Annotated in this window: 17 protein-coding genes; 15 read left to right on the top strand and 2 right to left on the bottom strand. The window is 61.9% G+C overall.

What is annotated here, in order from left to right:
* From VJR29_02620 to VJR29_02600, 5 genes are all read left to right on the top strand, one after another.
* Window positions 1–825, top strand: an 825-nt coding sequence (locus VJR29_02620; GenBank protein ID HKY62287.1) for an acyl-CoA dehydrogenase family protein, incomplete at its 5' end; no start/stop codon positions are given.
* A 136-nt stretch (window positions 826–961) separates the two neighbouring features.
* The gene (locus VJR29_02615; GenBank protein ID HKY62286.1) at window positions 962–2,551 is read left to right on the top strand and encodes an acyl-CoA carboxylase subunit beta; all 1,590 of its coding nucleotides are present in this window, start codon (window positions 962–964) and stop codon (window positions 2,549–2,551) included.
* A gap of 120 nt (window positions 2,552–2,671) precedes the next feature.
* Entirely contained in the window at window positions 2,672–2,893 is a 222-nt protein-coding gene (locus VJR29_02610) for a hypothetical protein (protein ID HKY62285.1), read from the top strand.
* Window positions 2,880–3,236: a type II toxin-antitoxin system PemK/MazF family toxin gene (locus VJR29_02605; GenBank protein HKY62284.1), complete on the top strand. Its 357-nt coding sequence runs from the start codon at window positions 2,880–2,882 to the stop codon at window positions 3,234–3,236. The genes VJR29_02610 and VJR29_02605 overlap by 14 nt, the downstream gene beginning before the upstream one ends.
* Entirely contained in the window at window positions 3,233–4,084 is an 852-nt protein-coding gene (locus VJR29_02600) for a 3-keto-5-aminohexanoate cleavage protein (protein ID HKY62283.1), read from the top strand. The genes VJR29_02605 and VJR29_02600 overlap by 4 nt, the downstream gene beginning before the upstream one ends.
* 6 nt (window positions 4,085–4,090) lie before the next feature.
* On the opposite strand, the gene VJR29_02595 is transcribed toward VJR29_02600, so the two are convergent.
* Together VJR29_02595 and VJR29_02590 are read right to left on the bottom strand one after the other, a co-directional pair.
* Complete coding sequence (locus VJR29_02595; protein ID HKY62282.1) at window positions 4,091–5,440, bottom strand: right-handed parallel beta-helix repeat-containing protein; 1,350 nt, start codon at window positions 5,438–5,440, stop codon at window positions 4,091–4,093.
* Window positions 5,441–5,551: 111 nt separating this feature from the next.
* Window positions 5,552–6,466 carry a ParA family protein gene (locus tag VJR29_02590; GenBank protein ID HKY62281.1) on the bottom strand — a complete coding sequence of 305 codons (915 nt, stop codon included), beginning with the start codon at window positions 6,464–6,466 and terminating at the stop codon, window positions 5,552–5,554.
* Between the two features lie 89 nt (window positions 6,467–6,555).
* Here VJR29_02590 and hemW point away from each other — a divergent pair, with 89 nt between their 5' ends.
* The 10 genes from hemW to VJR29_02540 all read left to right on the top strand — a co-directional run bounded on the left by hemW (window position 6,556) and on the right by VJR29_02540 (window position 17,629).
* The gene (hemW, locus tag VJR29_02585; protein ID HKY62280.1) at window positions 6,556–7,755 is read left to right on the top strand and encodes a radical SAM family heme chaperone HemW; all 1,200 of its coding nucleotides are present in this window, start codon (window positions 6,556–6,558) and stop codon (window positions 7,753–7,755) included.
* A gap of 166 nt (window positions 7,756–7,921) precedes the next feature.
* Window positions 7,922–8,956: a heat-inducible transcriptional repressor HrcA gene (gene hrcA / locus VJR29_02580; protein ID HKY62279.1), complete on the top strand. Its 1,035-nt coding sequence runs from the start codon at window positions 7,922–7,924 to the stop codon at window positions 8,954–8,956.
* A gap of 4 nt (window positions 8,957–8,960) precedes the next feature.
* A complete protein-coding gene (gene grpE, locus VJR29_02575) occupies window positions 8,961–9,587 on the top strand; it encodes a nucleotide exchange factor GrpE (protein HKY62278.1) in 627 nt (208 codons plus the stop codon).
* Entirely contained in the window at window positions 9,584–10,603 is a 1,020-nt protein-coding gene (locus tag VJR29_02570; GenBank protein ID HKY62277.1) for a J domain-containing protein, read from the top strand. The genes grpE and VJR29_02570 overlap by 4 nt, the downstream gene beginning before the upstream one ends.
* Window positions 10,604–10,608: 5 nt before the next feature.
* A complete protein-coding gene (locus VJR29_02565; GenBank protein ID HKY62276.1) occupies window positions 10,609–12,537 on the top strand; it encodes a penicillin-binding protein activator in 1,929 nt (642 codons plus the stop codon).
* Window positions 12,538–12,630: 93 nt separating this feature from the next.
* Window positions 12,631–13,617, top strand: coding sequence for a thiamine-phosphate kinase (gene thiL, locus VJR29_02560; GenBank protein HKY62275.1), 987 nt, complete (start codon window positions 12,631–12,633; stop codon window positions 13,615–13,617).
* A 136-nt stretch (window positions 13,618–13,753) separates the two neighbouring features.
* Window positions 13,754–14,503 carry a lysophospholipid acyltransferase family protein gene (locus VJR29_02555; GenBank protein ID HKY62274.1) on the top strand — a complete coding sequence of 250 codons (750 nt, stop codon included), beginning with the start codon at window positions 13,754–13,756 and terminating at the stop codon, window positions 14,501–14,503.
* 66 nt (window positions 14,504–14,569) lie between these two features.
* Window positions 14,570–15,973, top strand: a complete 1,404-nt coding sequence (locus VJR29_02550) for a cytochrome B6 (GenBank protein HKY62273.1) — start codon at window positions 14,570–14,572, stop codon at window positions 15,971–15,973.
* Between the two features lie 4 nt (window positions 15,974–15,977).
* Window positions 15,978–16,526, top strand: a complete 549-nt coding sequence (locus VJR29_02545; protein HKY62272.1) for a hypothetical protein — start codon at window positions 15,978–15,980, stop codon at window positions 16,524–16,526.
* Entirely contained in the window at window positions 16,523–17,629 is a 1,107-nt protein-coding gene (locus VJR29_02540) for an S-(hydroxymethyl)glutathione dehydrogenase/class III alcohol dehydrogenase (GenBank protein ID HKY62271.1), read from the top strand. The genes VJR29_02545 and VJR29_02540 overlap by 4 nt, the downstream gene beginning before the upstream one ends.
* The last annotated feature ends 49 nt before the right edge of the window (window positions 17,630–17,678 follow it).

Raw genomic sequence — 17,678 nt, 5'->3', positions numbered from 1 at the left:
CAAAAGCGGGAATTCCTGATCCCGGCGATCAAGGGCGAGAAGATCGCGGCTTTGGGCATCACCGAGCCGGGCTGCGGCTCCGATGTCGCCAGCATCACGACCCGGGCCGAGGTGCAAGGCGAGGACTACGTCATCAACGGCGCCAAGACCTTCATCACCAACGGCGGCCGGGCCGATTTCATCACGCTGGCGGTGCGCACCGGCGGCCCCGGCTTCAAGGGCATCAGCCTGGTCTCTTTCCCGACCGACACCAAGGGCTTCGCGGTCGGCAAGAAGCTGGAGAAGATGGGCAACCATTCCTCGGACACGGCCTTGCTCTTCTTCGAGAACTGCCGCATCCCTCGGCGCTACGTCATCGGCGAGGAGAACCAGGGCTTCGTCTACATCATGAAGAATTTCCAAGGTGAAAGGTTGGTCGCCGCGATCACCTGCGTCTCGGGCTCGGAGCTGACCTTGGCCGAGACCATTCGTTATTGCCAGGAGCGCCAGGCTTTTGGCAAGCGGGTGATCGATTTCCAGGTCTGGCAACACAAGTTCGCCGAGCTGGCCACTCAGATCGAGGCCGCCAAGCGCCTGACCTACCACGCGGTAGCGCTCTTCCAGGCCGGCGTCGAATGCAGCAAGGAGGTCTCGATGGCCAAGCTCTTCGCCGGCGACTTGGCCCAGCGGGTGGCCTACGACTGCCTCCAAGCCCACGGCGGCAACGGCTACATGGAAGAGTACGACCTCTCGCGTTTCACCCGCGACATCCGCCTGATGACCATCGGCGGCGGCTCGTCGGAGATCATGAAAGAGATCATCGTTAAAAAGATGAAGTGGGTTTAATTTCGTTCCCTCCCCTTTGTAAGGGGAGGGTTAGGGAGGGGTAGAGCGTTGGCGTTGTGCAAGGGTTTTGCATGATGCGAGCGCTCTACCTCCCCCCGACCCCCTCCTTACAAAGGAGGGGGAGTAGGAGTTTGGCTTGGACGATTTACTCAAATCCCTCGAGTCGAAAAAGCGCGAGTCCCTGGCCATGGGCGGGCCCGAGGAGATCGCCAAGCAGCATGCCGCCGGCAAGCTGACCGCGCGGGAGCGGATCGACCTGCTCTTCGACAAGGGCAGCTTCGTCGAGATCGGCCTCTTGGCCCATCATCAATCGACTCATCCCGACATGCAGGGCCGGAGCACGCCGGCCGACGGCTGCGTCACCGGCTACGGCAAAGTGAAGGGCCGGCCGGTCGCCTGCGTGGCCTACGACTTCACGGTCATGGCCGGCTCGATCGGAGTCGTCCAGGAACGCAAGGTCGACCGGCTCCGCGAAACCGCGCTCCGCGAGCGGATCCCCATCGTTTGGCTGCTCGATTCGGCCGGCGCCCGGGTCCAGGAGATCGCCGGCTCCCAGTTCGCCGAGAGCGGCAAGATGTTCTACGACCAAGTCAAGATGAGCGGCTGCATCCCGCAGGTCGCCGCGATGATGGGGCCCTGCGCCGCCGGCACCGCCTACATCCCGGCGCTGGCCGACTTCGTCCCGATGGTGAAGGGAACCTCCTCGATGGCCCTGGCCGGGCCGCCCTTGGTCAAGGCGGTGATCGGCGAGGACATCACGATGGAGGAGCTCGGCGGATCGAAGATGCACTGCGAGGTCAGCGGGGTGGGGGACCTCGAAGTCGCTGACGACAAGGCCTGCATCGAGGTGATCCAGGAGTATTTGAGCTATTTCCCCCAAAACAGCGAAGAGCTGCCGCCGCGGCTCTCCAGTCAAAGCACCTTTTCCGAATATTCCTTTTCGGAATACGAGGATCAGGGCAATGCCGGCGACAAAGTCGACGACTCGATTTTGCAGGTGCTGCCCGACAGCTCCAAGAAGCCCTACGACATGCACGAGATCATCCGCCGCCTGGCCGATCACGAGCGCTTCCTGGAGCTCAAGCCGAATTTCGCCAAGTCGCTGCTCGTCGGCTTGGCCCGCTTCGACGGCTACCCGCTCGGCATCGTCGCCAGCCAGCCGATGGTGATGGGCGGGGCCCTCGACGTCGACGCCGCCGACAAGGGCGCGCGCTTCATCAACCTCTGCGACGCTTTCAACATCCCGCTGCTTTTCCTGCAGGACGTGCCCGGCTTCATGGTCGGCTCCAAGGTCGAGCGCCAGGGCATCATTCGCCACGGCGCCAAGATGCTCTACGCCGTCTCCCGGGCCAGCGTCCCCAAGATGACCGTCGTCATCCGCAAGGCCTACGGCGCCGGTTATTACGTCATGTGCGGCCGGGGCTACGAGCCCGACGGCCTGGTGGCTTGGCCGACCGCCGAGATTTCGCTGATGGGCGCGGAAGGCGCGGTCAATATTTTGTTCCGCAAGCAGGTCGAAAGCGCGGCCGACCCCGAAAAGACCCGAGCCGAGCTCGTCGAGCGCTACCGCCGCGAGATCAGCCTCGAAAAGGCCGCGGCCGGAGCCTACATCGACGACGTCATCGATCCCCGCGAGACCAAGCGCTGGGTGCTGCGAACCCTGGAATTGGCCCGCGCCAAACATTGGGATTGGCCAAAAAAGAAGCATGGCGTGGCGCCGGTCTGAGCGCTCATGACGCTCTCCGTCATGGCACGGCGGTTCTGCACAGAATTTTTTTAGGTCTTTTTCGATCCAAGCGGCCGCGGATTCTTGACGGCGAAGGCGATTTATTGTTTTCCTGGAATCATGAAAAGAACTCGGATCACCGTCGACCTCGTGGACCCCGAACTCATGAAGATGCTCAAGCTCGAGGCCGCCGTTCAACGGCGCTCGATGCGCGACATCGTCCAGAAGGCGCTCCAAGGGTTCTTCTCCAACAAGAGAGAGCAGCAGGCGCTCGTGAAACGGCTGGAACCTTCCTTCGTGGAATGGGACAATCCTCGAGACGCCAACTATGATCGACTTTAAAGCGGGCGACTTCGTCCTCGTTCCCTATCCTCTCAGCGATCCTCATTCCGTCCATCAAAGACCGGCTTTCGTGGTTTCCCGGGTCCAGGCCAAGGGCACCCCGACCATGGCGGTGGTTTCCTTGGTGACCAGCAAGGTCGACGAGGTCGAGATGCCGGGCGATTACCAAGTCCTCGATTGGATGCAGGCTGGCCTGAAGTTTCCGGCCAAGATCCGGCTCAGCAAGATCGTCAGCATCGACGCCAACGTTTTGCAGAAAAACCTGGGCAGCCTGAGCCGGCGAGAGTGGAAGACGGTGGCCAACGAGTTCCTCAAAATTTTTTCCTATTGGATCAGCCCATGAGCGGCGACAAGGTCATCGTCACCTGCGCCCTGACCGGCGTCCTGGCCCGCAAGGAGCAGTGCCCGGCGATTCCCTATTCGCCGGCGGAGATCGCCGAGGAGGCCCGCCGGGCCTACGAAGCCGGGGCGGCGGTGGTCCACATCCACGCCCGCCGGCCCGACGGCGGCCCCAGCTGGGAGTCGGCGGTTTTCGGCCAGATCAAGGAAGAGATCCGAAAGCGCTGCCCGGTCCTGCTGAATTTCTCCTCCGGCGGCATCGGCCTGCCGATCCAGGAGCGGACTCGCCATATCGTCGAGCACCGGCCCGAGATCGCCGCCCTCAATATGGGCTCGATGAATTACGCCATTTACAGCCGGAAGCAGAAGGCCTTCTACCACGACCACGTCTTCGCCAATCCCTTCCGCGATATCCAATACTGCCTCGAACAGATCAACCAGGCCGGAGCCAAGCCCGAGCTCGAATGCTTCGACGTCGGCCACGTTGCCAACGCCGAGCCCTTCATCGACATGGGTTTGCTGAAGGCGCCGGCCCATTACAGCCTGATCCTCGGCGTGCTCGGCGGCATTCCGGCCCGGCCCGGCAATTTGGCCTGCATGGCCCAAAATCTCCCGAAAGGCTCGCATTGGGAAGTCATCGGCATCGGCCGCGACCAATGGCGCTTGATCGAAGAGGCCCTGGATCTGGGTGGTGACCTGCGGGTCGGCTTGGAAGACAACTTCTATTTGCCCAACGGCGAGATGGCCGCCTCCAACGGCGACTTGGTCGACGAAGCGCTGCATCGGCTTCAAGAGCGGGGCCGGCGCGCCGCTTCGGTCGAAGAGGCGCGGTCCATTCTGCAATTGAATTAAAGGAACTTAGAATCCCAGGCCGCCGAAGCGCGGGCTCTTTTCGCCCATGCCGCCGGCGTCGGGCTCGTGGCCGCCATCGCCCATCCCTTGGATGTTGATGACGGTGTCGGAAGCGTCGGGAAGCTTTTCAGGAAGCTTGGGTTGGCCGGCCGGCTTGGGCGGCGCCTTGTCGATGCTGCGCGACGGCGTATCGGGATCGACGACGGCTTGGTCGGCCTCGCCCTCGACCGGCGCGCCTTCGCCTTCCACCGGCTCTTCCTTGGCCGGCGACTCGGTCTTGGGCGCCGGCTCGGCCTCGACCGGCGCGGTGCTGCTGGCGTTGGGCGCCGGAATGACGATCGACGAGCTGAATTCGCTGGAATTGCGGCCGATGCCGTGGGCCAGGGCCGCGATCTTGGTCTGGTTGGGGATGAAGCCCTTGCTCTTGGTGGCGATGGTGAAATTGTCGCGGGGAATCTGAACCCGCGGCACGACGATCATCCCGACTTCGCCCGGTTCCTTGCCGATGGTGTAGATCTGGAGCTCGACGTTGGCTTCGGCGACGCCGCTGATCATGAAGTTCTCGCCCTCTTGGACGACCTTGGTGATCTGGGGCCGCTTGGTCGAATAGCGGTTGGGACCGACCTTGATGGCTTGGCCGCTGTTCTTGGAAAAGTAATTGTAAACGATCTTGTTGTTGGGGCCGGCGCCGGGGCCGATCTCGACGCCGTTGAAGGTGTTGGCGACGATGTCGTTGCTCTGGATCAGGTTCTCGCTGGCTCCGTCGCCGAGCAGGATGCCGGCGCCTTGATTGGTCTTGGGCTCGCCGAAGAGAGCCGAGGAGGAGATCGCGGTTTCGGGCGAGTCCTTGTGGTAGCCGATGGTGTTGAACTCGATGGTGTTGCGGTTGCCCTTGACCAAGATGCCGGGGCCGCCGAAGCCGGTGAAGTGGCAATTGCGGACGACGTTGCCGCTGCTGGTGATCTTGAGGCCGGCGACCTCGATGGTGGGATCGACGCCCGCCTCGTTCTCCTCGACCCCTTCAATCAAGACCCGGCCCTGGGGAGTTTGACAGTCGATGGTGGTCAGGGAGCCCGAAACCTCGGGCAGGGGGCCCTTGGTCACGCGGACTCGGTCAATGGTCGGATCGAAAACGATCTTCACCAAGGTGAAGCCGCTTTGGGCCCGAATTCCGCTGGCTTGGATGAGAGCGGTCCGCAGGGTACCGGGCAAAAGGCCGTCGCCGCCTCGGCTGACGGTCAGAACTTTTTCGGAGAAGAGTTGGGAAAAATCGGCCCCGCCCTCGGCCCTAAGGCTGGCCGGAGCCGCCAAGAGCAATAAAAAAGCCAATAATTTTAATATCTTATGGCCGTACATCGCTAAGAGTCTTATCGGGCTTTTTTGCCCAAAGTTGCGGGGGCTTTTTTGGGGCTAAGTCTTTGAAAAAGCAAGTGGATTCACCCTCTCCCGCGAGGGGGGGAGGGAAACTTAGCTGTTGGCGGCGGCGCTCATCGAGGAGGAATTGGCCGGGCCGCTTTGACGCTTGAGCTTCTTGACCACCTCGTCGGCCAGCTCGCGGTAGTTTTGGGAACCGGAGCTCGAGGGGTAGTTTTGGAAAACCGGCAGGCCTTCGAGCTGGGATTTGTTGAGGGCGGTGTTGATCGCGATTTGGGTCTTGAAAACCTTGCCCCGGAAATAATTGCGGATGTTGGTCTCGATGATCTCGTTCATGTTGACGTTGCGGCCGTCGACCCGGGTGAAAAGCACCCCCAGGATCTTGAGCCGGGGATTGAGCCGCTCGTTGACGGTCTCCAACGTCTCGACCAAGTCGTTGACTCCCTCGAAGGCCAACACGCTCATCTCGCAGGGCACAACGCAGAAGTCGCTCGACACCAAGGCATTGAGTGTCAGGTTGCCGAGGTTGGGCGGGCAATCGAAGAGGACGTAGTCGAATTGGGTCCGGGCGGCCTTCATCGCCTCGTTGAGGATGTATTCCTTGCCGATCTTGGTGGCCAGCAGGCTCTCGGTCTCGTAGAGCGTCTTGTCGCCGGGCGTGATGTAGAAGTTTTCCAGCTCGGTGTTGATGACGCCGTCCATCACATTGCCCTTCTTGGCCGAAAGGATGGTGGACATCGGCGAGTATTCGACGCCTTCGGGGATCAGGGCGCCCAGCGATTTTTCGACGTGGCCTTGGGGATCGAGGTCGACGACCAGAACTTTCTTTCCGTGGAACTTCGCCAAGGCCGTCCCGAGGTTGACCGCGCTGGTCGTCTTGCCGACGCCGCCTTTTTGCGAGCAGATCGCCAAAACCGTGGCCCGCTTGCGGCCCTTCTCGGGATTCGCTAAGACTTGGGAGCTCTCGACGGTGAGCAGCGATTTGATTTTATCGGTCAGAAGGGACATGACGAAAGACCCAACCTTGGAAATTTTCCCGGTGATAGAGCAGGGGCCCCCATTATGCAAGAGTCAATTTCGTGAAATTCCACCCGGCGATGCTGTCACTTTATATTCACATCCCTTTTTGCGTATCTAAGTGCCATTACTGCGATTTTAACTCGGCCGGAATCGGTCGCTCGGCGCTTCCCGAGGCCGAATATCTCGCCGCTTTGCGTCGTGAAATGGGCCGGTGGTCCGGGCTTTTGGGCCCCGGGGCGGCCGACCGTTTCGACACGGTTTTTTTTGGCGGCGGAACTCCTTCGCTTTTTTCGGCGGCGGGAATCGAAGCAGTCCTGACCGAGGCCGAAAGCCTTCGTCCGCGTCGCGCCGGGGCTGAAGTCAGCCTGGAGCTGAATCCCAAGACCGCCGACTTGGCTAAAATGCGTGGTTTTCAACAGGCCGGCGTGAACCGCCTCTCGATCGGCGTCCAAACTTTGGACCCGGGCCTATTGGCGGAGCTGGGCCGAGCTCACGATCCGGAAGAGGCTTTGCAAGCCCTGAGCTGGGGCCTGGATGCCGGATTCGAAAAGCTCAGCATCGACTTGATGTATGGCTTGCCCAAGCAGGAAATGCGCCAGCTCGAGGCGACCTTGGCCGGTTTGGAAACTTATCCGCTGCGGCATCTTTCGGCCTACGAGCTGATCGTGGAGGAGGAGACCCCTTTCTACGACCGTCACCTGCGAAACCGCTTGCCCTTGCCGCCGGAGCCCGACGTCGAGGCGATGCGCCGCCGGGTCGAGCAATTCGCCTTCGCCAAGGGCATGAAGGCCTACGAGATCAGCAACTATGCCGCGGAAGGCGCCGAGGCCCGTCACAATCTGCATTATTGGAACTACGACAGCTTCGTCGGCCTCGGCTCCGGTGCCGTCTCCTTGCTGAAAATTTCGGAGCTGGATCCGGGATTCCCTTCGCGGCTCGGCGCCAAGGCCGGCCCCGAGGCCTTCGCGCTCCGTCTCACCAATCCTCGGGGGCTGGCCGAATATCAGCGCACGGCCCGGTGTTGGGACCGGGTCGAGGTCGAATCCATCTCCCGGCCCCAAGCCCAAGGCGAGTTCATGATGATGGGCCTGCGCAAACGCGAGGGCGTGGCCTATGCCGATTTCGAGGCCTGCTTCGGCGAGCCCTTTCCCAGCGATTTCGCGGCGCTCGTGAAGCGGGGCGAAGCGAGGGGCTGGATCGAGGCCGATGCCGCGGGCTGCCGCTTCACCGAAGCGGGCCTGGCGCTGAGCAATGAGTTTTTACGGGAGTTTTTTTAGTTTGCCGCGTTGGGGAAAATCCCCCCAACCCCCCTTTTTCAAAGGGGGGCAACCGCGAGGCAAAGCCCTCTTCACCCCCCTTTGAAAAAGGGGGGCCGGGGGGATTTAAAAGCGCTCCTCGCACCGATTGACAGCCCCTCGCCGGATCGTTAACTCTTCCCTTAGCATGAACGAAACCGCTCCACCCCTGGACCCGCGCCAAGTCCAAATTTTACGGGCTTTGGTGGAGAGCTATATCCACAGCGCCCAGCCGGTGGGATCGATCGCTCTTTCCAAATCGCCGGATTTCGGGCTGAGCTCGGCGACGATCCGCAACGCGATGGCCGAGCTCGAGGAGGCCGGCTATCTCGAGCAGCCCCACACCTCGGCCGGCCGAGTGCCCACCGACAAGGGCTTTCGTTTCTACATCGACTGCCTCCTCAAGGTGGAGCCGCTCGACGATGAAGTGAAGCGCCACATCCGCCATTCGCTCGACGAGGGCACCGACGCCGCCTCGATCCTCCAGAACACCAGCCGGGTCCTCTCGGGCCTCTCCCAGCACGTCGGCCTGATCCTGGCGCCGAAGCCCGAGTGGACCAAGCTCAAGCACCTCGAGTTTCTCCCGCTCCGCGAGCGCCAGATTTTGGTGATCTTGGTCACCGAGCAGGGCGTGGTCCAGAACCGCCTCTTCGAGACCGAGGAAAGCTACTCCAAGGTCGAGCTCCAGCGGATGAGCAACTACCTCAACTCGCTGCTCGCCGGCCTCGATTTGGCCGAGGCCAAGGTCCGGATCCTCGAAGAGATGGCCGGCCAGCAGGCGGCCTTGGATCGGCTCTTGAAACAGGCCTTGATCCTCTCGCAGCAAACCTTTGCCGCCGAGACCGACGGCCTCATCATCGAGGGCGAGAAGAATTTTCTTTACACCCAGGAGTTTTCCAATTTGAACAAGATCCGCGAGATCCTGGCGGCGCTGGAAGAGAAGCATCGGCTGGTGGCCTTCCTCGACCGGGCGATCAAGGCGCCGGGAGTCCAGATCTTCGTGGGCAGCGAATCCCGGCTGGTCGATTTGAGCGATTGCAGCCTCATCGTCGCCCAATACGGCCAAGCCGACAAGCCGCTCGGCAGCTTGGGCGTGATCGGGCCGACCCGGATGGATTATTCGAAGCTGATTCCGATGGTCGAGTATGCCGCCCGCTCGCTGAGCCAAATTTTTACAGGATAGCGCCATGGCGAACGACAAGATCGAACAACTGAAGTCGGTGATCAAAGCCAAGAAGGAAGCCGAGAGCCGAGTCAAGGAAGCGGCCGAGCAGGGCGGCCTCGCGCCCGGCCTCGAGGACCAATACCGCGGCCGGATCGCCGAGCTCGAAGCCGAGCTGGAGAAGGCCCAGATCGCCGTGGCCGAAGCCGAGGCCAACGCCAAGGACGCCCAGGACAAATACCTCCGGGCTTACGCCGAATTCGACAATTCCAAAAAGCGCTCGGCCAAGGAAAAGGAAGAGTCGCTGCGCTATGCCCACGAGCGGCTGATCAAGGATCTCTTGCCGGTGCTCGATGGGCTGGAGCAGGCTTTGGCCCACGCCGATACCTCGGACAAGGCGGCGATCGTCGAAGGCGTGGAGCTGGTCCTGCGCCAGTTCCTGAAAGTTTTGGAGAATTACGGCGTCACCCCGGTGGTCTCGCTCGGCCAGCCCTTCGATCCTCATCATCATGAAGCGGTCGGTCAGCAGGAGTCCGGGGAGCACGAGCCCCACAGCGTGGTCAACGAATACCGCCGGGGCTACAAGCTGCACGATCGCCTGATCCGGCCGGCGATGGTGACGGTGGCCAAGCCGCCGGAAGGGAAAAAGTGAAAAACTACCATGCGGTCCTTGGCGTCAGGCCCGAAGCCACGCCGGCCGAGGTCAAGAAGGCTTTCAAGGAGCTGGCCTTCCAATACCATCCGGACCGCAATCCCCACAATCCGGTCGCCGAAGAGCGCTTCAAGGAGCTGGTCGAGGCCTATTCCTATTTGACCGGGAACATGGAAGCGCTGCGGGCTCTCCAAGGCCCTTCGGCCGCGGCTCGGATGACCGGCGACTACGCCCAGGACATCCTCAAGACCCTCTTCGACATCGATCATCCCTTTTCCCTGCATGACCGGCCGGCGCTTCAGGTTGAAATCCTGCTGACGCTGGAGGAAGCCTTCCGGGGAACGACCAAGGCCGTCGAGGTCGAGCGGCAGGAAGTCTGCGCCGAATGCAAGGGCAGCGGCGTCGACCATGGCGCCAAGATCTTCACTTGCACCTATTGCTTCGGCGCCGGCCAAGTCGGCGGACCCGAGGACGGGACCAAGCGCCGCGAGTGCCCCAAATGCAACGGCCGCGGCTTCTTGAGCTCGCGCGGCTGCGTCGCCTGCAAGGCCCGCGGCTTCAAGCGCCGCGCGGTCAAATTGAAAGTTGCGGTTCCGCCCCATTCGCAGGATGGCCAGAGCGTGGTTCTCCCCAACGAAGGCCATGAAACCGCTCCCGGCCGGCGCGGCGACGCTTTGGCCGTGTTCAAGCTGGCGAGGCATCCCAGCTTTTCCTTTGACGGCAAGGATATCATGTGCGAGACCAGCGTCGAAATGAGCGAGGCCGCTCTGGGCGGCGACGTCAAAGTCCCCACTCTCGACGGCTTCACGACGCTCCACTTGCCGCCGGGCACCCAGTCCGGCCAGGTCTTCCGCCTCAAAGGCATGGGATTAGGCGGCGATCAATTTGTCAAAATAAAGGTCAAGACTCCGGTCGCGCTCAGCGAAAGAGATCGCCACCTCCTGCGCCGCATTCAGGGCGGCATCGCGGTGACGCCCCGGGGTTTCTGGCAAAAGATCAAGAAATGGTTTTGGTGAAAAGAATGCGAAAGGTCCTCGTCCTCCTTCTCCTCCTGGCAACCACGGCTTGCATCAAGGGCGGGGTCAGCCCGACCAAGGTGGTCTATCCCAACCCGGTGAGCGCCGAGGCGCGCGCCGATTTTGCCCGGGCCGAGGACGAATTCAAGGCCCAGCGCTATCCCCAAGCCGAGAGCGGCTATCAGGCCTACGTCGATAAATATCCCTACAACGAGCTGACCGACACCAGCCTTTATCGGATCGGCCAGATCCAGATGCTGCGCAAGGACTACAACGGCGCCACCGTGACCTTCGACCGGCTGATCGGCAAGACGCCCGATCCCGACGTGGCTTCGCGGGCCCGGGTCAAGGCCGGTATCTCCCAATTTCGACTCAATCAATTCGACCGCAGCCTGGCTTACTTCGACAAGACCCAGCCCCATGCCCTGGGCGAGAACGACCGGATCAAGCTCGGCGGCCTCGGCTTGGCCGCCCTGGAAAAGACCGGCGGCTCGGCCGAGCGGCGCGGCTTCTACGATGCGGTGCTGCTCGACACCTATCAGGGGATGAGCGACGCGACGGTCCAGCAAAAGTACGGCGGCGAAGCGCCGATGCGGCCGGCGGTCACCCAAGATCTCGAAGCCTGGGCCCGGCGGCCGGCCACGATCGATCAGATCGATCCCCGCTTCAAGGATTACAAGGCCAAGGCCAGCGAGCCCTATGTCGCTTACAAGCTGGGCATGGCTTACAACCAGGCCGGCGACAGCAAGAACGCCAAGAAATACCTGGGCCGGCTCCAAGACAAGTATCCCGGCCATCCCCTGGCCAAGGAAGCCGCTCCGACCCTGGCCAAGCTCGGTTACAAGCCGGGCAAGGAAGGCAAGCCCAGCGGCAAGACCTTCAAGGTCGGCGTGATCCTCCCGCTCACCGGAAAGTATGAAGTCTATGGCGCCAGCACCCTCAAGGGCATGGAGTGCGCGGCCAGCCTCAAGGCTCCCTGCAGCGGGGTGAACAACCTCGAGATCGTCAGCCGCGACGATCAAGGCGATCCCAACTTGGCGGTTCAGGCGGTGGAGTCCTTGGTTCGCGACGAAAAGGTGGCGGCGATCATCGGGCCGCTCTCCTCGGCCTCGGCCCAAGCCGCGGCCCGGCGAGCCCAGGAGCTGGGCGTCGTGATGATCAGCTTGGCCCAAAAGGAAGGCATTCCGGCCATCGGCGACAAAATCTTTCGCTTCAGCCTGACCCCGGGCGAGCAGGTCCGAGCTTTGCTGGGCGAGGCGGTGAAGAAACGGCAGAAAAAGAACATCGCCGTCCTCTATCCGAACTCGAACTACGGCAAGGTGATGATGTCGACGATGAAGGACATGGCGCCGGCCCAAGGCGCCACCGTCACCGCCTCCCAGGGCTACGCTTCGGCCGGCGATGCGGCCAACCAGCTCCGGCAGCTCAAGTTCAGCGTGTCTCAGATTTCGGCGAGCAATCCGCTGGGCTTCGACTCGCTGTTCATTCCCGATTCCTATGCTTCGGTCTTAAAGATCGCTCCGGCTTTGCGGCCGGCCGGCATCGAGAACATTCTGCTGCTCGGCACCAATGCCTGGAACGACCCCAGCCTGGCGGCGAAATCCGGCGGCCTGCTCGACCAATCGATCTTTCTCGACATCTACTTCAAGGATTCGGACGCGCCGGCGGTCCGGGAATTCGTCCAAGAGTTCCAGGGAGCCTACGGCGGGACGCCTTCGACCCTCGAGGCGATGGGCTATGACGCGATCCGTTTCCTGGGCCACGCCTTGCACGGGCGAAAGGGCGGCTCCGGCGACGAAGTCCGCCAGGCGGTCAGCGGCATGCGCGGCTTCCGCGGGGTGACCGGCTTGCGGTCCTTTCTGCCGGACCGCGAGGCCCAGGTTGAGCCGTATTTGCTGACGGTCGAGGGCGGACAGATCAAAGAACTTAAATAATCGGGTGTCATCCTGAGCGCCAGCGAAGGATCTCATACCCACCAAGGTGGTCATAGATCCTTCGTCGCTATGCTCCTCAGGATGACTAGCTGGATGCCCACTCTTCATTCCCTCGGCGAATTCGGTCTCATCGAGCGCGTTCGCCGGCGGCTTCCACCGAGCTCCGGTTGGAAAGTCGGCATCGGCGACGACGCCGCGGTCCTCCAGCTCTCTCCCCGCCATTACCAACTATTCACCGAAGATTTGCTGGTCGAAGGCGTTCATTTCCGCCGGGGCTCGCCGGCCGAATGGCGGGACTTGGGTTGGAAGAGCTTGGCGGTGAATTTGAGCGACCTCGCCGCGATGGGCGGAAGGCCCTTGGGCGCCGTGGTCGGTCTGGCCCTGCCGAAGAAAGCCAAAGTCGCTGAGCTCGATGCCTTTTATCGCGGGCTGGCCGAGGCTTCCCGGCGCTATCGCTGCCCGATCGTCGGCGGCGACACCAACGCCTCGCCGGCCGGCGCCACGATCGCCGTGGCGGTCCTGGGCGAAAGCCGCCAAAAACCCTTGTTGCGAAGCGGAGCCCGGCCGGGTGACACGCTTTGGGTCAGCGGCGAGCTCGGCACCGCCGCCCTCGGTTGGATGGCGATTCAAAAAGGGATCGGAGGGGCGGCCCAGCCCTTCCGCCGGCGCCATGCCCGGCCCGGGCCGCGCTTGGAATGGGGCGAAAAATTGGCCCGCAGCGGGATGGTGAGCGCGGCGCTGGATCTCAGCGATGGCTTGGCCGGCGATTTGGTTCACCTCGCTCGCGCTTCCGGTGTCGGTTTCGAGGTCGATATCGATTTGTTGCCGAAGTCGCGGGCCTTCACCCGGCTTTGCCAAAATTTGAAGTTCGAAGAAGAACGATTGCTCTTGGCCGGCGGGGAGGATTATGAGCTTCTCTTCACGGTGCGCCGCGGAGCCGAAAGGCGATTTCAAGAATACTGCCGGCGTTATCGATTGAAGGTGACCCGGATCGGGAAAGCCAAGAAAAGCCAAAAGCTGGCCTGGCATCGGTCGGGGAAGAAGATCGCGGTGGTTTGGCGGGGGTATCGACACTTCTAATTCTAAACCCCCCTTTGAAAAAGGGGGGCAGGGGGGATTTGACGGACATGGCAAAAAAAACCAATCGGTAATATTGCCAGCGCTTTAAATCCCCCCAACCCCCCTTTTTCAAAGGGGGGTTTATCGGGGTGTTAGCATGCTTCGGAAAATCTACCTGGTGGCGATCAACGGCCTCTTTTGGGCCTTCTTCGTCCTTTCGTCGATGGTATTGGTGATCGGCGCGGCTTTGATCCGGCTCGTCACCAAGCCCTTCGACCCCAATCTGCGCTTCTTGCAAAAGTACACCTGTCTCTGGTCCAGCCTCTATCTCTGGGTGAATCCCTTTTGGAGCTTGGAAAAGTCCGGGCTGGAGCGGGCCGACAAGAAGCGGGCCTATGTCATCGTCGCCAACCATCAGTCGATGGCCGACATCATCTGCGTCTTCAACACCTTCCTGCATTTCAAGTGGGTCGCCAAGAAGGAGCTGTTCAAGGTCCCCTTGCTGGGCTGGAACATGTCGCTCAACGGCTATGTCGCCATCGACCGGGGCAATCCCGAAAGCCGCGAGCGCTGCCTTCGCGACTGCCGCGGTTGGCTGGAGCAAGGCTCCTCGGTCTTCTTCTTTCCCGAGGGGACCCGTTCGCAGGACGGTCAGCTGCGGGACTTCAAGCCCGGCGCCTTCCGTTTGGCGATGGAGAGCGGCTTTGACATCCTGCCCATCGTCATCCGGGACTCGCTCTACGCCATTCCCAAGCACTCGCGGCTGCTGAGCGGAAAATCACGGATGCGCCTCGAAGTCCTCGATCCGGTCGCGGTGGCTCCCTTCAAAAACGGCGATCTCGATGCCGCCGCCCGCCGGCTGAGCGACGAAGTCCGGGCCCGCATCGCGGCTCGGCTCGGGACTTAAGACGATTTGCCTTTCCTCGCTTTTCGGCGGGGGCTACCATTCTCCTAATTGGAAGAAGGAGGGAGTATGAAGCGTCCCGTCAAGCTCCTCTGGCTCTTCGGTGTGGTTGCGGTCGGCGTCGTCGGAGTCCTGCTCTTCCGGCACTCGACGGTCGAAAGCGGCAGCGCTCCCAGCAGCTTCGCGCCGGTGAACATCACCGTTCCTTTCCCCGACACCATGGCAAAAATGCAAGGCGAGAAGGCCGGGATCATGGCCCGCCAAAGGGATTTGTTGAATGCCCGCTACGATTTGAGCAACCGGCCGGCGGCCGGCGTCACGATGGCCCGGGGCAAGGCGGTGCAAGAGGGCGTCCGGGTCAAGCTGGCTCAAGGCACTTGGGAAGAGCTCGCCAACAAGACACCCGACGAGATCCGCAACGGCAGTCTCTTTCCAGCCGGATTTCTGCCCTTGCCCCATCCCAACCATCCCGAGGGCGGGATGCTCTTTCCCCATTTCGAAATTGAGGAGGTCAAGAAGCAAGAGGGGCGGGACCTGACCCGCTTCGATTTGGATTACGACCTGCCGGATCATTTCCTGCCGGAGTTTCCGGCGCCGATCTTTCTGACCACTCGGCCCGATTTGGGCGACGTCTCCGGCGGCCAGCTCATCACGATCAATAACTTTTACGAGCGCTTCAACGGCATCCTCAATCCCAAGCAGCTCGACGGCCTGCGCCTATTGCTGACCCCCTTTCCGCAGCAGCAGTTCAACCTCACCGAGGACCGGCGCTCGGCCCTGCCCAGCCGAGGGGTGGCTTGCCTCGACTGTCACAGCAACGGCCATACCAACGCCGCCACTCACTTGGTCGGCGACATCCGGCCCCAGGAGTTCCGCCATCGGATCGATACGCCGTCGCTGCGGGGCGTGAACATCCAGCGGCTTTTCGGCTCGCAGCGGGCCTTGAAGAACGTCGAGGACTTCACCGAGTTCGAGCAGCGGGCGGCCTACTTCGACGGCGATCCGGTCATCGCCGCCAAGAAGGGGATCAATATCCTGGACCGCGGCCAGCAGGTCCACGCCATGGCCGAATTTCAGGAGCTGCTCGATTTCCCGCCGGCGCCGAAGCTCGATGTCTTCGGCAAGCTCGATCCGACCAAGGCCAGCGAAGCCGAAATGCGGGGCCAGGCTATCTTCTTCGGCAAGGGCCAATGCGCGGCCTGTCACGTTCCGCCTTATTACACCGACAACCTGATGCACAATCTCAAGACCGAGCGCTTCTTCAAGCCCCAGCTGGTCAACGGCCGGATGGCCTCGGCCGATGGGCCGATCAAGACCTTCCCGCTCCGCGGGATCAAGGATTCGCCGCCTTATCTCCATGACGGCCGACTCTTGACCTTGGAGGACTCCGTCGAGTTCTTCAATCTCGTGTTGGGCACGAAGCTGAACGCCCAGGAAAAGGGCGACCTGGTGGCCTTTCTGAGGGCGCTTTAAGGCCATGTCGGGCAATGAGTTGCTGTTGGAGCGGTATTTGCCGGAATTCCAGTTCCGCAATAAGCATTCCACGGTCATTCGTGCGCCGTCGGCCCGGGTCTATCGGGCCATGGAAAGTTTGAATCTTTCGCGATCTTTGCCGGTCCGCATCTTATTGAGGCTACGCGGCCTTCCGACCTCCGGGTCGACCTGGGAGAATTTTCGCCGCTTGCGCTTCTGTGAACTGGGTCGGATTCCGGAGCGGGAATTCGCGTTGGGGGTGGTCGGGCAGTTCTGGACTTGGAAGGGGCGACTCCAGCGGCTCGACGCCCAAGGCTTCTTGAATTTTGCCCAGGAAGGCTATGCCAAGGCGATCTGGCATTTCGGCTTGGAGCCCGCGGGGGAAGGGCGAAGCGTCCTGCACACCGAAACCCGAATCCAGTGCCTCGGCGACAAGGCTTATCGAAAATTTCGGCGTTACTGGAATTTCATTGCGCCTTTCAGCGGCTTCATCCGAAAGAGGAGCTTGGAGATCGTTCGGTGCGACGCCGAAGCCGCGGAGGGAAACCCATGAAAAGTAAAGCTGCCATCGCCTGGAAAGCCGGAGAGCCTTTAAGCATCGCCGAAGTCGACCTCGAAGGCCCCCAGGCCGGCGAGGTCTTGGTCGAGGTCAAGGCCACCGGCATCTGCCACACCGATCACTACACGCTTTCCGGCGCCGATCCCGAGGGTTTATTTCCCTCGATTCTGGGGCACGAGGGCGCCGGCGTCGTCGTCGAAGTTGGTTCGGGCGTGAAGTCGCTTCAGAAAGGCGACCACGTCATTCCGCTCTATACGCCGGAGTGCCGCGAATGCAAAAGCTGCCTCTCGCGCAAGACCAACCTCTGCACCGCGATTCGGGCCACCCAGGGCAAGGGCCTGATGCCCGACGGGACCAGCCGTTTCTCGCTCGAAGGCAAGGCCTTGCATCACTACATGGGGACCTCGACTTTCTCGAACTACACCGTCCTGCCCGAGATCGCCCTCGCCAAGGTCCGGGAAGACGCGCCTTTCGACAAGATCTGCTATATCGGCTGCGGAGTCACCACCGGCGTTGGCGCGGTCCTCTTCACCGCCAAGGTCGAGGCCGGGGCCAACGTTGCCGTCTTCGGCTTGGGCGGGATCGGCCTCAACGTCATTCAAGGGGCGAAGATGGTCGGGGCCGACAAGATCGTCGGCATCGACCTCAATCCGGGCCGCGAAGCCTTGGCCCGAAAGTTCGGCATGACCCACTTCATCAACCCCAAGGAAGTGGAGAACGTCGTCGACGCCGTGATCCAAGTCACCGGCGGCGGGGCCGATTACAGCTTCGAGTGCATCGGCAATGTCCAGACCATGCGCCAGGCCTTGGAATGCTGTCACCGCGGATGGGGCCAGTCGATCATCATCGGAGTGGCCGGCGCCGGCCAGGAGATCAGCACTCGGCCCTTCCAGCTCGTCACCGGACGGGTTTGGAAAGGCACGGCCTTCGGCGGCGCCCGCGGCCGGACCGACGTTCCGCGGATCGTCGATTGGTACATGGAAGGGAAGGTCAAGATCGACGAGCTGATCACCCACCGCTTGCCGTTGGAGAAGATCAACGAGGGTTTCGAGCTGATGGAGCGTGGCGAGTCGATTCGCTCAGTGGTGGTCTATTGATATCTCGGCCGTTCCAAGGATCGGTTGCCAAGCAAAAAAAGAATCTCTA

Source organism: bacterium, assembly GCA_035281585.1.
In the GTDB taxonomy this organism is placed as follows: domain Bacteria; phylum UBA10199; class UBA10199; order DSSB01; family DSSB01; genus DATEDP01.
This window is presented reverse-complemented; position numbering and strand designations above follow the sequence as displayed.

Coding starts and splice junctions, on each gene's coding strand:
- VJR29_02610 (HKY62285.1), top strand. CDS start 2,672: ATGAAAAGAACTCGGATCACCGTCGACCTCGTGGACCCCGAACTCATG.
- VJR29_02605 (HKY62284.1), top strand. CDS start 2,880: ATGATCGACTTTAAAGCGGGCGACTTCGTCCTCGTTCCCTATCCTCTC.
- VJR29_02600 (HKY62283.1), top strand. CDS start 3,233: ATGAGCGGCGACAAGGTCATCGTCACCTGCGCCCTGACCGGCGTCCTG.
- VJR29_02595 (HKY62282.1), bottom strand. CDS start 5,440: ATGTACGGCCATAAGATATTAAAATTATTGGCTTTTTTATTGCTCTTG.
- VJR29_02590 (HKY62281.1), bottom strand. CDS start 6,466: ATGTCCCTTCTGACCGATAAAATCAAATCGCTGCTCACCGTCGAGAGC.
- hemW (HKY62280.1), top strand. CDS start 6,556: ATGCTGTCACTTTATATTCACATCCCTTTTTGCGTATCTAAGTGCCAT.
- hrcA (HKY62279.1), top strand. CDS start 7,922: ATGAACGAAACCGCTCCACCCCTGGACCCGCGCCAAGTCCAAATTTTA.
- grpE (HKY62278.1), top strand. CDS start 8,961: ATGGCGAACGACAAGATCGAACAACTGAAGTCGGTGATCAAAGCCAAG.
- VJR29_02565 (HKY62276.1), top strand. CDS start 10,609: ATGCGAAAGGTCCTCGTCCTCCTTCTCCTCCTGGCAACCACGGCTTGC.
- thiL (HKY62275.1), top strand. CDS start 12,631: ATGCCCACTCTTCATTCCCTCGGCGAATTCGGTCTCATCGAGCGCGTT.
- VJR29_02555 (HKY62274.1), top strand. CDS start 13,754: ATGCTTCGGAAAATCTACCTGGTGGCGATCAACGGCCTCTTTTGGGCC.
- VJR29_02550 (HKY62273.1), top strand. CDS start 14,570: ATGAAGCGTCCCGTCAAGCTCCTCTGGCTCTTCGGTGTGGTTGCGGTC.
- VJR29_02545 (HKY62272.1), top strand. CDS start 15,978: ATGTCGGGCAATGAGTTGCTGTTGGAGCGGTATTTGCCGGAATTCCAG.
- VJR29_02540 (HKY62271.1), top strand. CDS start 16,523: ATGAAAAGTAAAGCTGCCATCGCCTGGAAAGCCGGAGAGCCTTTAAGC.